Origin of the sequence: Ihubacter massiliensis, from assembly GCF_024125305.1 — a bacterium.
GTDB classification, from domain to species: Bacteria; Bacillota; Clostridia; order Peptostreptococcales; family Anaerovoracaceae; genus Hominibacterium; species Hominibacterium faecale.
Window position 1 is genome coordinate 237,037 of sequence record NZ_JAMXVH010000001.1, and the last position, 12,436, is coordinate 249,472.

A 12,436-nucleotide genomic window follows, 5' to 3' on the forward strand; every position below is an offset into this window, starting at 1 on the left:
ATTGGATCAGATTACAAGGAGGGATTTTTTGTGGGACAGTTTGTACTAGTCAACCCGCTGTGCAGTGAGACCAGGAAGGCGCAAAGGCTTCAATCTATTTTGGATGCCAGCTTGAAGGGATACAGCTATGATGAGATTGTAACGATGGAGGAATTCGAGAAGGCGGATCTGCGGAATAAAAAGATCTTGTTTTCCATTTCTCTGGGTGAGTCAGGAATCAATTTGGAATACTATAACATGCTCAAGCAGATTCGTCTGCGTCGGGATTGCTTTGAAGGCAGCGTAGGGGGCGTGATCATAGACGGCAACAGTGAATTATTCACAAAATCCATCTCCCGAGAATTTGTGTTCAGCGCCAACCGGTCAGGCTGCACCTTTCCGGGCCGGCCTCTTGTAGAGGGAACCCGATCTCTTAAAAATTTCAATATACGCGCCCAAAATCTGCATATGGATAATCTGGGGGCCTATATCGTGGCCGGTCGGCAGCTGGTATTTAACATCCTTGAATACGCGGAAAAAAAGAAGGAGCGGCCTAAGATTTTGATGCTTCATGCCAGCGATCGAAAAACTTCTAACAGCTTGAGTCTGTGGGAACTGGTCAAAGAGCATCTGGGCTGCTGCGATATTCAGGAGATTTCTCTGCGCAACGGAAAGGTTCTCGATTGCCAGGGCTGCCCTTATGAAACCTGCAAGCATTTTGCTGAAGAGGAAAAATGTTTTTACGGAGGGCCCATTGTGGAAGAGGTTTATCCGGCGATCCTGGAATCGGACGCGCTGGTTCTGGTCTGCCCCAATTACAATGATGCGGTGGGCGCCAATATTGCCGCGTTTATCAACCGTCTGACCGCTCTGGTGATGACCCACAAGTTTTACGACAAAAGCTTGTTCGGGATCGTCGTTTCCGGCTACAGCGGCGGCGACATCGTTGCTCAGCAGATGATCAGCGCCCTCAATATGAATAAGACGTTCCGCCTGCCGGGTCACTTCGCGCTGCTGGAAACGGCCAACGATCCCAGATCCATTCTCAAGTCCGATGGCATTGAAAAGCGGGCGCAAGCCTTTGCTGAAAACATTTTGAAAAACCTGAAAGGGACAGAGTGAGTTCGGGGTAGTCTCCTGGGTTTATTAAATACTGATATTCTCTATGATTGAAACCTGGCAGGGACCAAAAATTCCGATATGCAGCGGGGCTGAAAGATGCTCGACACAGCTCGCATCTTGTGGTAAAATGAAGCCGCTATTTCGTGAAGAAAGGAGGAACGCCTATGGACAGTGAAAAAGACTTTGACCAGGTCATAGAAGAAATTCTGGAATATATTGAAAACAAACAATATTTCAGGGCCAGAGATGAACTTTTAAAGAACAATGAAGTGGATATTGGGGAGATTCTGGAGGAAGTCCTGGAAAAGCTGGATGTGGAATCGACGATCATCGTTTTTCGAATGCTTCCCAAGGATGTCGCTGTCGAGGTGTTTTCTTATCTGCCTTCCGAAGACCAGGTGGAGATCATTCACGGGATTACGGACAAGGAAATCAGCTACATTATAAAAGAATTGGACTTTGATGATAAGATCGACGTTCTGGAAGAACTTCCGGCCAATCTGGTGGATAAAATTCTGGAAAAAACGCCGAAAGAAGAACGAAAGTTGATCAACACCTTTCTCAACTATCCGGAGAACAGCGCCGGCAGCCTGATGACGCCGGATTATATCAGCCTGCAGGATAATATGACCGTCGGTGAAGCGCTGGCTTATATCAAAAAAGAAGGAATGGACAGCGAGACGGTCTACACTTGTTATGTTAAAGAAAAAGGACGCAAACTGGAGGGAATCGTATCCCTGCGTTCACTGGTGATTAATGATGATGACGTGAAGATTTCCGAGCTGATGGGGACTGATTATGTCTATGTAAACGTATACGACGACCAGGAAGAGGTTTCGGAAGCCTTTAAAAAATACGGGTTTCTAGCCATACCGGTGGTGGATAAAGAACATCGGCTGGTGGGAATCATTACCGTAGACGATATTCTCGATGTAATCGAGGAAGAAACCACGGAAGATATCGAACGTATGGCCGGCGTCATGGATGATTCGGATACGGAGTATCTGGACATGAGCGTGCTGCGTCATGTGCGCAACCGCTTGCCCTGGCTGTTTATCTTGATGTGTTCCTATATTATAACTGGAGGTATTATCGCCAGCTTTGAAGCGACTCTGTCGCAGGTGATCTGTCTGGTGGCTTATATGCCCATGCTGATGGGAACGGGAGGCAATTCGGGTTCTCAGTCGGCGACTTTGATCATTCGAAGCCTGGCGTTGGATGACATTGATTTTTCCGATATCGGACGGGTAATCTGGAAGGAATTCCGAGTGAGCGTAATCATTGGAATCGTTTTGTCCTCGCTCAATTTTATCCGCATCTGCTGGCTGGATCCGGGCGGAGCTGGAGCCGGACCGGGGCCGGCAGGATGGGGCTACGGGCCGATGATCGCGGCTACGGTTTGCGGATCCATGCTGCTCATCGTCATTGCTGCGAAAATTATCGGCAGCGTGCTGCCGATGGTGGCGAAAAAGATCGGCATCGACCCTGCGCTGATGGCAACGCCAATGATTTCATCCCTGACCGATATGGTATCGGTGGTTACTTATATGCTGATGGCGACCGCTCTGGTTCTGTGACAGGATATCTATGAAGAAGATTTGCCTGGAAAAAAAGAATTGCAGAAAAAAAGCGATTCTCATATGGGTACTTTTACTTCTTGGATTTTGCGCCATCGAATTTCCGGGGATTCTATTTGTAAAAAATCGGGTATACCCTTTTATTCTGGGTATGCCTTTTCTTTATGGTTATGCAATCTGCTGCTGGGCCTATCTGGTTTGCGTATTTTTCTTTGCCTGGCGCACCAGATGGGGCAGACAGGCGTTTTTTAAAAAGAACCGCTAAAGGGACTGATTGAATTTATAACCGACTCCCCGCACACTGATGATGTATTTGGGGCTGTCCGGCCTTGCTTCCAATTTTTTTCTAAGGGTGCTGATGTAGACCATGACCGTCCTGGCGTCATTTTCCATACAGTTGGTCTTCCAGATCGTTTCAAAAATTTGCTGTGCGGAAAAGACCTTCCGCGGGTTTTCGATTAACAGCTTTAGTATTTCAAATTCCTTGGTAGTAACGCTGACCGGCTGGCCGTCCACAAAGAGTTCATGGGCATCCAGATCCACGGTCAACCCTTCAAACTCATAGAGACTGCTGTCCTGAGTCTGGAGCGTCTGGGCAGTGAGGGTGTTCTGCCTGCGCAGGTGGGCCTTGACCCTGGCAACCAGCTCACCGGGCATGAACGGTTTTGTCATATAATCGTCACCGCCTGCGGAAAGGGCAATAATCTTATCGATTTCCTGGGTTTTGCAGCTGAGGAAGATGATGGGAGCATTGCTGATCTTGCGGAGCTCCAGGCACAAATCCGTGCCGTCTGTGTCCGGGAGCATGATATCGAGAATGATCAGATCCGGATTTTCTTGTCTCAGAATATCCAGCGCCTGCCTGCCGTTATATGCGGAAAAAGCAGAAAACTGTTCTTTTGCCAAGTAGGAGCAGACCAATTTGTTGATCGGCTTTTCATCATCAACTACTAATATTTTTTCCCGTGCCATTTGAATCCTCCTTGTATAATGGAATCGTAAACGTAAATGTGGTGCTTTTTCCTTCTATGCTTTCTGCAAAGATCATGCCTCCGTGGGACTTGATGATTTCTTTCGAGATGGTCAGCCCCAATCCCCGTCCGGGACTTTTCTCTTCCGGAGCTGCCGGAGCTGCCCGATAAAAGCGGTCGAACACATAAGGCAGGTCCTTGCGGGAGATGCCTCTGCCGGTGTTGGTCACTGATGTTACAAAAACATCTTCGGTTTCATCGATCTTGAAAACGATGGACAGAGTGGAATCCTGATCTGAGTATTTGATGGCGTTGCTCAACAGGTTGGAAAATACCTGACTGATTCTGGCTTCATCAGCAACGAGCCAGTGCCCGTCCAATTCTCTGCGGCTATATTTGATGGAAGCGGAAAGTCCGGATGTCCGCAGCTGTAAAAAATATTCTGAGAGAAGATGGTCCACCAACTCTTTAACGGTACAGGTCATGAATTCAAAGGAAAACTGGTGGGTTTCCAACTTGGAGAGCTGGTCCAGATCATCGATCAGCTTTTTTAAAATCAGAGTCTTGGAAGTGATGATTTCCATAGCTTCCTTTACTTCACCCTCTTCATGAATCACCCCGTCCTCCAGTGCGGTCAGATAGCCGGCGATGGAAGTAACCGGCGTTCGCAGTTCGTGGGAGATATAGGAGAGCAGCAGATCGCGGGAATGCTTGGCCTGAATCTGCTCAAGCTGGGCGGATTTCATAACCGTGATGTCCCGCAGGATCCCTTCTACGGCTGCTGGTTTTTTGCTTGTACCGGTAATCACCGTGGCTTTGATTTCTCCCCAGAAGCTTTCGCCGTTTTTTTTAATGATTTCTACTACCTGGCCTTCATCGTGCTGGATCTTTCCATTAAAAATATCTTCAATTCCATCCAAATACTTTTCTTTCACCAGATGTACGTAAAGCCGGGGCGCTTCATAGAACATTTTCGGGCTGTAGCCGGTGATCGCTTCCACCGAAGGCGTTACATAGGCAAAGGCGTGATAGGGTGTTAAACGATAGTAAAAGATGGCGTCGGAAGCGTTTTCAACCACAGTTTGATAGAGATGTTCGGTCAGGCCGGCTTCTTGCCGAGTGTACTGAACGTAGATGGTCAATATACAGAAATTGAGAATATTAGATAGCATGATTTCCGTCATATAGAGGTTGAAGATGGGTGTGTAATACAATTCCATAATGGAAAGCAGCGCCTTTGCCACACCCCACATAAAAAAGACGACGGTTGCAACATATTTTTCGACGCTGGCTACACTCCAATAGCGGGCTACGTTGTAACAGATGACCATAGCTGTGGCAATTTGAAAAAGGCTGATCGGCAGGTAATAGGACAAAAGATCAAGCCGGTATATCATACAAATGCCTGCCAGCAGGATCATATAGAGGGAAAAGCGGTACCAGTAAGTGGGTATGGCTACATGCATAAATGCAAATACGCCAAAGAGCAGGAGGAGGATATTGAACATATCGACCACTTTGCGTATTTCCAGCAGAAAATCGCTGCCTGTGTTGATAAAAATGATCAGGAACAGCAGGCTGAATGAATAGGCAACCCAGGAAAACCCCCAGAATTTCATAAAGCGTTCCTGTCTGCGGGAAAACATATAAAAGTATGTAAAGGAAATCGCCAAGGTTACCAGGGCAAAGGCTAAAAGTATGCTGAAATACATCAAACTCCCCCAATCCCGCTTTTTACGCTCAAAATGCACATCTGCAAATCGAAGATCTATCTTTATTATAATCCATCTTTATGATAGAATAAAGGAAATTTTATCCAAGGAGGAGTTTTGCCTCATGGCTGCCAATTCAATGGTGATGCTGATGATCTGCATCTTTGCCTTTATTCCCCTGCTTTTAGCAGAAATCGCAAGGAACCGATCACTGCCGACAATCGCGGATTTTTTTCTTCAGGGACGAGGTCTGAATATATTTCCTATGTACGCGACTGTGTTTGCTACCTGGATGAGCGCCTTTGCTTTTATGGGGGCAATTTCCTATTTTTATGAACAGGGCCCCATCTATATGACTACCATTGGCTGGGACGCTCTTTTTGCGGTACTGTTTTATGGCTTGGGGAGGCGAATTTGGTTTTACGGAAAATGCCGCGGATATGTGACACCTGCGGATTTCTTCGACGATATCTACGGCTCCAGAGCGCTGAGCTTGACTGTGACCGGTATTACAATCGTCTTTACCATGATCTATGTTCAGGTGCAGATGGTAGGCGGCCTCTTTCTGATTCAGATCGCCACCGAGGGTTATATATCCTGGCAGGTGAGCGGACTGATCTTTTTCGCCATTCTCGTCATTTATCTTTGGGCGGGAGGTCTGCGGGCCGTGGCATTGACCGACATGTTTTACGGGGCGCTGATCATCATTACCATCCTTGGCTGTGGGGTCTTTTTAATGCGGACAGCCGGAGGGATGGAGGAGATGTTTTTGGCAGTGGTAGCCCACGACGTGAGCCATGTGACTCTGGGCGGGGAGGAAGGACCTGCCAGGATCGGCCTCTGGCTGACCTTGTTTCTGGTGGTGCCTGTGGGCGCGTTCATGGGCCCACAGATGTGGATTCGCAATTTTTCCGCCGGATCGGTAAAACATTTTGAGCTGCTTCCGCTGCTTCTGTGCGCATCGTCGATTATCTGCATCGGCACTCTTTTCGCGGGAAGCGCCAGTATTCTGCTCAACGAGAACAGCGCTGGAGGCGATACCCTGATCGCCAGCCTGATGCTCCGTTATGCGCCGCCCCTATTGTGCGCATTCGTTTTTATTGGTATTGCCGCGGCGATTTTATCCACGGCCAATTCCCAAATCCATGGGCTGGCTGCCATCTATACCATTGATATCCATAAAAAATATGTCAACCCCAAGGTAACGGAGCGCAACCTCCTTTCGGTAGCCAAATGGTCCGTCCTTTTGATCTCCATAGCCGCCTACATCTTGATTCTGGTTATCCCCCAAAGTGTTTTTTCCCTGGGCGTGGTTGCACTGGGCGGATCCATGCAGCTGATTGTTCCCGTCTTAGGCGCTCTTTTTTGGAAACGCTCTGCGGCCAGAGGGGCTCTCTTCGGCCTTTGGAGCGGGATCCTGGCTTTTTTCCTCACTGCGGCGCTGACCAGCTTTGAAACCAGCTATTGTGCAGTCTTGGGGCTGGTGGTCAACGGACTGGTGTTTATCACAATCAGTCTGCTCTGCCGGGGCGATAAGACGACGTCGGAGAAAATACAAGCCTATCGGGATTCTTTTTTTACCCACCTTAAATAAAGTTTAAATCTACTTAAAAGCCATCTTAAATTTCATTAAAATGCGACTGCTTTACCTCGACAAATTGTTTGAATATTATTACAATTACCTTGTAATTATTTCTACATGTGCAATTTTTACTGAGAGGAGGAGTGTTTTATGACCATCATAGGAATGCCTGCGTCGACGTTTTTCGCAACGCTGAGCTGGCCCTTCATTTTCATTATTCTGGCCTTTGTTGCATACGGAATCATGAAAAAGCAGGATGAACAGATCGATGATTCAGAATTTGAAAAAAGTGTCAAAGGAAGGGGAGGTGCGGCTAAATGAGAGTGGAAATCGTTGTGCTGGCCATTTACTTCATTGGTATGATCGGCATGGGGCTTTTCTGGAACCGCCGCGCCAAGAGTTCTGAGGACTATATGCTGGGCGGCAGGTCGATGGGGCCTCTGGTAACCGCACTGACGCTGCAGACGACGGCCATGAGCGGGTTCATGTTCATGGGAGGCCCGTCAAAGGCTTATCTGCTGGGCTATTTCGCTGTTTTCTACGCCGTAGGCGATGCCGGCGGCGGGTTGATCAATATATCGGTGCTGGGAAGAAGAATGAGAAGATTGTCCCAGCTGTTGGATTCCATTTCGCCCATCGAATATCTGGAAAAGCGGTACGAATCCATACCAGTTAAAGTCATCGCCTGTATTATCGCCGTATTCGGCCTGGGATGCTATGTGCTGGCCCAGTTCCTGGCAACGGGAAAAACGCTGGTGAGCTTATTCGGATTCCCGCTGTCCGTGGGCCTGATCGTAGGCTGCGCAGTTATTCTTTTTTATACATTTGTAGGCGGATATTTTGCAGTAGCGTGGACAGATGTGATCCAGGGCTTCATCATGATCGGTTCGCTGATTACGATTTTGATTCTTTCCCTGATCAAGGTGGGAGGCTTCACCGGGCTCAACCAGTCTCTGGCAGCCATCGATCCTACCTTCCTGAGCATATGGGGCAGAGGAGGCGAGTATGAAGGCGCCTGGGGCGTAATCGCAGGCGCGGTGCTGGTTTATCTGATCGGCTATATGGGCCTGCCCCACTGCGTTAACAAGCATATGGCCATGGCCAATCCGAAAACGGCCAAGACCACAGTGGTATACGCGACCATCTGGACACAGCTGTTCTGCTTTACGCCGTATATCCTGGGCCTGTGCGGAGTAGTTCTTTTGACCAAGGAAGTTGCGCCGGGGTTCAATGATCCGGAAATGGTCATTCCTACATTGGCTAACCTGATGTTCCCGGGCGTTGTATCAGCCATTGTTCTGACCGCTATCATGTCGGCGATTATGAGCACGGTGGCGGCGCTGCTGCTGCTGATCGGAACCATCGTTTCCGTCGACTTTTACAAGAGATGGCTGCGGCCGGATGCCAGCGATCGAAGCGTGGTATTCGTATCCAAAGCAGCGATCATCATTACCGGCGTGGTTGGAATCACGATTGCGATTCTTGAACCGCCAGGTGTGTTCGATCTGGTTGTAGACACCTTCAGCTTTATGGGCTGCGCCTTCCTTCCCAGCTATGTGTGTGCGGTTTGGTGGAAGAAGGCCAATGCCACCGGTTCGGTCGCTTCGATGATTGTGGGCGGGGCTACGGTACAGATCTGGTCCTACGGGGGATTGGAAGCTGTCACTGGTTTCCACCAGTTCTTTGCCGGCGTTATCCTTTCCTGGATTGCGATGATCATCGGCAGCCAGTTCGGAAAGCCCACCAGCAAGGAGATGCGCGATCTGATGGAACGGGCCAAAGGAAAGAAGGCCAATGTATCGAAGAAGGTGCAGGTGGCCACATCCAAACACCTTTCAACAGAGAGCAAGGCAATTTCACAGTTTGTTTTTCAGGGAACTTATGCAAAGGAACTTAGTGCCACATGTTAAACAGTCAAATTGTTAAAAATGGATACACGGCCGAGGATGCCAAGACCATTCTCTGGAACTGCGACGGCGACGCCAATATCGTAGATGTGCGGGAGGTTTATTATCCTTACGTGTTTCTCCGGTATCAGATCAACGTCGGCAGGAGATCCTGGTCAAAGCTGAATAAGCTGTGCGACTGCATCATTGATCTTATTTCCGGTTCTGCGGCCGAAGGAAAAGGCACTCCGGAATTTGAGAAGGTCATGATCCAGGAGGAACTGACTTTGGATGAACAGATCACAGAGAAGGATTGGCAGCGGATCGGCCACGATTTTGTGCTGAAGCAGCAGCTGAGCAAGGCCAAACTGCTGACTCCGCCGGAATTCTCCATCATGGAAAAGGAGTACTTTCACAAACAGTTTTACATTCTTCATTGTCTGGATGATGAGGAGAACGATTATTATATCATGGTGGACGCAATCGACGGAGGCATCTCCATTTTGGATCATTAAGCTGAAAAGCTGCTGGTAAAGCAGGGGCTGCCGCATCGGCGATCTGCTCGGTGGGGCAGTCCCCAAGCTTAAAGGAGGAACATTATGAGCCGCAATAAATTTATCTTATTGTTTGCAACGATTATCGCTTTGTATTTCTTGCTGCCCAATGAAGGCTTCGGGCTTGTGGTGAAGGCCAATATGATGGCGGCAGCGCCTTTTATCATGGCCTTTGTCATCATATATCTGGTCATCACCATCAATGTGCTCAAACGGTCGTTGAAAAAACTGGATGCCCAGTTGTCCGACGAGACGGTCATCAATGCGGCAAAGATTATGAACATCACGTTCGATGTCAAGCGGATGATGGGACCGGATAGTTTGCAGGCGATGTATAACCGGGTAAACTTTTCCCGTTCTGTGTCTCTGCACGCCAAGACCGTGCTTTACGACGCGCTGCGGAAAAAGCGCCTCGATGTTCCGCCGCCATCTTCCGGCAAATCGGCCAAAGACTTGTATGCGAGAAGCGCAGAGGAAGTCAAAGCTGACAGAATCGGCATGAATAAGAAAAACCGCAAGAAAAAAAGGGCCAGAGCCTGAGAAGGGAAAGCGGACCCGTCGGGGCCGGAGGACCTTTTATACACATGCTGGGAACTCCGCACAGAACAAAATATCAGGATTAATCCTTAAACCATTGGATCCTGATATTTTTTTCATTGGTTTTCAAAAAACGTATCAGAAATGATGCCGTTTTGTTTAGATACCGATATTCCTGTTTTCGGCCCTCCAGGAAACCCGCCGGCTTTTGCTGGAATGCAAGGGCAGCGGACTGCGGAAAATTTTCGAAAGAATTTAATGTTTTTTCGCAAAGCAGTGGGTTTGCGGGACCTCATCTGGAGGAAAGGAGCAGCTGACTGCTGCAAAGCAAATTTGTGAAGGCTCGATCATTGAAAAATGCGTAAATTCCATATATTTTTTTAGTTTTTACACAAACCCGCCCATTCCCTTCAAAACGCCCATCTTTGCCCCCGCCGGACAGGATACTATCTATCGTCAGTCAGGGACTGAACCCGTTCCATTTCAGCCTGCCCCCAATCTTTGATCACTTCCAGAGCGGGAATCAGCGCTCTGCCATGGTCGGTCAGGGCATATTCCACATGAGGCGGTATATGTTGGAGCTCTTTTCGGATCACCAGCCGGTGCTCTTCCAAGGACTGGAGGGAGCGGGTCAGCATGACATTGGTGATGCCCTCCAGCTCCCGCTTTAACTCGTTGTAACGCAGCGATTCTTTTTTTGAAAGCTTCCATATAATCGGTAGTTTCCATTTTCCGCCGATCACTTCTAAAGCATAGATAACTGAACATTTTTCGCCGGCCAGCTGGGGGATTTCTTTTCCCGAATAGGTGGTTTGCATGAAAACGCCTTTCTAAAATCTAAGGTACAAAAATGTGCGTACTTGTATATTTGTTTCTTACGATTATAATATAAGAAAACGGGAAATGCAATTTGAAAGGAGCAGCTATATGAAAATTGAAACGGTAATGGAGGCACTGATTAAGAATGGTTATTCTGTGCGTTATTTTGCTTCCGGCAAAGAAGCGGCCGATTATCTGGATGTCAGTCTGGACGGCCGAATCATTGGCTTTGGTGATTCTGCTACCATGAGCAAGATGGAGCTTTATCAAAAGCTGTCTGCTCATAATACGGTCTACGATCCCAACCAAAGCAAAGATAATGATGCATTTTTGGAAATCGCACAAAAATGTCTGACGACCGATATCTATCTGACCTCCGTCAATGCCATGTCTGAAACAGGCGAACTGGTCAATATCGACGGTACCGGCAACCGGATCGCCGGATCCTTATTCGGACATAAAAAGATTTATTTCATCATCAGCACCAATAAGATCGAGTCGACTTTGGAAAAAGCTGTGTGGCGGGCCCGTAACATCGCAGCGCCCAAGAATGCGATGCGCTATAACCTGAGAACTCCATGTGCGGTCAGAGGCGACCGTTGTTACGATTGTTCCAGCCCCGACCGAATCTGCAACGCACTGACAATTTACATGAAAAAGATGAACGACATTGAAGATGTGGAAATCGTTTTGATCGGTGAAGAACTTGGTTTCTAAAAGCCCCAATGTCCCCGGCTTTCCGGCTGCTGTAGAAAGGTTCATCTTGAAAAACCTCTTCAACCTGTGAGATAATAACAGATAATTGAAAAAACAAAGGAGGCACGGCTATGATCGAAACGAACCTGACGGAAGAAAAGGCACTGGAAAGTTACATGAACGGGATTGATTGTTCCCAAGTTGTTTTAGCAGAAACAGCTCCCCAACTGGGGTTGGATGAAACTACGGCCCTGAAAATCGCGGCAGCTTTCGGTGGCGGTATGTGGAATGGGGAGCGGTGCGGATGTGTCACGGGCGCACTGATGGCCTTGGGACTTCGATACGGGCACTGCGAGCCGGGCGATACGAAAGCGAAGAACCTGCTGTTGGAAAAAAAGAATGAGTTTGAAGCGGCTTTTAAGGAAGCCCATGGCTCTTTGCTCTGCAAGGAACTGCTAGGATATGATCTCACAGTTCCCGAGGAAAGGGATAAGGTTATGGAAGAAAACTTATTCGCAACCCTCTGTTCAAAGCTGGCCTGTACAGCGTGCGAGATACTGGAAGATATCATCGATTAGCAGCCCTGGCGTTAATTTGGAAAAGCGGAAAAGGGCTGATTGCTGGAGCAAATTGCTTTTCATGCAGCAGCCCTGTATTTCTGGAGTGCGTCCAGCAGCGTATGTTTCGTTCAAATCCTAAACGCCATAGGTTTTTCGGAAAAAACTCAAAATGGATTTAAGTTTTTACGCAATTTTCAACGATTGCGCCCTCTTAAAATCAGCCAGAAGCAGCAAAGTCTGCTTCTTTTCAATATCAGGCCCTGCAAACCCACAAGATTGCGTAAAAAATAAAATCTTTCAATAGAATTTTCCCGATTTGAGTCAATACGCCGCAGAGGTGGTTGGAGGAGAGGCAGGAGCTTCTCGGGGCGGCCGGTCCGCGCATCGAAAAAAAGCAAGATAGTAAAAAATAAGTATGGTACAATAACAAATGAGTAAAAA

The 12,436-nt window shown here is 48.0% G+C and carries 13 protein-coding genes; 10 read left to right on the plus strand and 3 right to left on the minus strand.

The window, feature by feature from the left end; all coding sequences use genetic code 11:
* The first annotated feature begins 30 nt into the window (after positions 1–30).
* The 3 genes from NIA71_RS01015 (at position 31) to NIA71_RS01025 (ending at position 2,943) form a co-directional block, all read left to right on the plus strand.
* A complete protein-coding gene (locus NIA71_RS01015) occupies positions 31–1,101 on the plus strand; it encodes a flavodoxin family protein (RefSeq protein WP_227754910.1) in 1,071 nt (356 codons plus the stop codon).
* A 164-nt stretch (positions 1,102–1,265) separates the two neighbouring features.
* A complete protein-coding gene (mgtE, locus tag NIA71_RS01020; RefSeq protein ID WP_148396615.1) occupies positions 1,266–2,678 on the plus strand; it encodes a magnesium transporter in 1,413 nt (470 codons plus the stop codon).
* A gap of 10 nt (positions 2,679–2,688) precedes the next feature.
* Positions 2,689–2,943 (plus strand): hypothetical protein, encoded by a 255-nt coding sequence (locus NIA71_RS01025; RefSeq protein WP_148396614.1) that lies wholly within the window; start codon positions 2,689–2,691, stop codon positions 2,941–2,943.
* Here NIA71_RS01025 and NIA71_RS01030 read toward each other — a convergent pair.
* Together NIA71_RS01030 and NIA71_RS01035 are read right to left on the minus strand one after the other, a co-directional pair.
* Positions 2,940–3,650: a response regulator transcription factor gene (locus NIA71_RS01030; protein ID WP_148396613.1), complete on the minus strand. Its 711-nt coding sequence runs from the start codon at positions 3,648–3,650 to the stop codon at positions 2,940–2,942. The genes NIA71_RS01025 and NIA71_RS01030 overlap by 4 nt on opposite strands.
* Positions 3,622–5,361, minus strand: a complete 1,740-nt coding sequence (locus tag NIA71_RS01035) for a sensor histidine kinase (protein WP_148396612.1) — start codon at positions 5,359–5,361, stop codon at positions 3,622–3,624. The genes NIA71_RS01030 and NIA71_RS01035 overlap by 29 nt, the downstream gene beginning before the upstream one ends.
* 124 nt (positions 5,362–5,485) lie before the next feature.
* Between NIA71_RS01035 and NIA71_RS01040 the strand changes: the two genes are divergently transcribed.
* The 5 genes from NIA71_RS01040 (at position 5,486) to NIA71_RS01060 (ending at position 9,923) form a co-directional block, all read left to right on the plus strand.
* Entirely contained in the window at positions 5,486–6,955 is a 1,470-nt protein-coding gene (locus tag NIA71_RS01040; RefSeq protein ID WP_227754913.1) for a sodium:solute symporter family protein, read from the plus strand.
* A gap of 138 nt (positions 6,956–7,093) precedes the next feature.
* Positions 7,094–7,264 carry a hypothetical protein gene (locus tag NIA71_RS01045; protein WP_227754914.1) on the plus strand — a complete coding sequence of 57 codons (171 nt, stop codon included), beginning with the start codon at positions 7,094–7,096 and terminating at the stop codon, positions 7,262–7,264.
* Positions 7,261–8,853 (plus strand): sodium/proline symporter, encoded by a 1,593-nt coding sequence (locus NIA71_RS01050; protein ID WP_148396610.1) that lies wholly within the window; start codon positions 7,261–7,263, stop codon positions 8,851–8,853. The genes NIA71_RS01045 and NIA71_RS01050 overlap by 4 nt, the downstream gene beginning before the upstream one ends.
* Complete coding sequence (locus NIA71_RS01055) at positions 8,847–9,344, plus strand: hypothetical protein (protein ID WP_148396609.1); 498 nt, start codon at positions 8,847–8,849, stop codon at positions 9,342–9,344. The genes NIA71_RS01050 and NIA71_RS01055 overlap by 7 nt, the downstream gene beginning before the upstream one ends.
* Before the next feature lie 84 nt (positions 9,345–9,428).
* Complete coding sequence (locus NIA71_RS01060; RefSeq protein WP_148396608.1) at positions 9,429–9,923, plus strand: hypothetical protein; 495 nt, start codon at positions 9,429–9,431, stop codon at positions 9,921–9,923.
* Between the two features lie 443 nt (positions 9,924–10,366).
* On the opposite strand, the gene NIA71_RS01065 is transcribed toward NIA71_RS01060, so the two are convergent.
* Positions 10,367–10,738 (minus strand): winged helix-turn-helix transcriptional regulator, encoded by a 372-nt coding sequence (locus NIA71_RS01065; protein WP_148396607.1) that lies wholly within the window; start codon positions 10,736–10,738, stop codon positions 10,367–10,369.
* Between the two features lie 109 nt (positions 10,739–10,847).
* Between NIA71_RS01065 and NIA71_RS01070 the strand changes: the two genes are divergently transcribed.
* Together NIA71_RS01070 and NIA71_RS01075 are read left to right on the plus strand one after the other, a co-directional pair.
* Positions 10,848–11,456 carry a lactate utilization protein gene (locus NIA71_RS01070; RefSeq protein WP_227754916.1) on the plus strand — a complete coding sequence of 203 codons (609 nt, stop codon included), beginning with the start codon at positions 10,848–10,850 and terminating at the stop codon, positions 11,454–11,456.
* 110 nt (positions 11,457–11,566) lie between these two features.
* The gene (locus NIA71_RS01075; protein ID WP_148396605.1) at positions 11,567–12,013 is read left to right on the plus strand and encodes a C-GCAxxG-C-C family protein; all 447 of its coding nucleotides are present in this window, start codon (positions 11,567–11,569) and stop codon (positions 12,011–12,013) included.
* Positions 12,014–12,436 lie beyond the last annotated feature (423 nt).

Excerpts from the sequence above, each read along its gene's own strand:
- mgtE (WP_148396615.1), top strand. The coding sequence starts at position 1,266 with ATGGACAGTGAAAAAGACTTTGACCAGGTCATAGAAGAAATTCTGGAA.
- NIA71_RS01025 (WP_148396614.1), top strand. The coding sequence starts at position 2,689 with ATGAAGAAGATTTGCCTGGAAAAAAAGAATTGCAGAAAAAAAGCGATT.
- NIA71_RS01030 (WP_148396613.1), bottom strand. The coding sequence starts at position 3,650 with ATGGCACGGGAAAAAATATTAGTAGTTGATGATGAAAAGCCGATCAAC.
- NIA71_RS01035 (WP_148396612.1), bottom strand. The coding sequence starts at position 5,361 with ATGTATTTCAGCATACTTTTAGCCTTTGCCCTGGTAACCTTGGCGATT.
- NIA71_RS01040 (WP_227754913.1), top strand. The coding sequence starts at position 5,486 with ATGGCTGCCAATTCAATGGTGATGCTGATGATCTGCATCTTTGCCTTT.
- NIA71_RS01045 (WP_227754914.1), top strand. The coding sequence starts at position 7,094 with ATGACCATCATAGGAATGCCTGCGTCGACGTTTTTCGCAACGCTGAGC.
- NIA71_RS01050 (WP_148396610.1), top strand. The coding sequence starts at position 7,261 with ATGAGAGTGGAAATCGTTGTGCTGGCCATTTACTTCATTGGTATGATC.
- NIA71_RS01055 (WP_148396609.1), top strand. The coding sequence starts at position 8,847 with ATGTTAAACAGTCAAATTGTTAAAAATGGATACACGGCCGAGGATGCC.
- NIA71_RS01060 (WP_148396608.1), top strand. The coding sequence starts at position 9,429 with ATGAGCCGCAATAAATTTATCTTATTGTTTGCAACGATTATCGCTTTG.
- NIA71_RS01065 (WP_148396607.1), bottom strand. The coding sequence starts at position 10,738 with ATGCAAACCACCTATTCGGGAAAAGAAATCCCCCAGCTGGCCGGCGAA.
- NIA71_RS01070 (WP_227754916.1), top strand. The coding sequence starts at position 10,848 with ATGAAAATTGAAACGGTAATGGAGGCACTGATTAAGAATGGTTATTCT.
- NIA71_RS01075 (WP_148396605.1), top strand. The coding sequence starts at position 11,567 with ATGATCGAAACGAACCTGACGGAAGAAAAGGCACTGGAAAGTTACATG.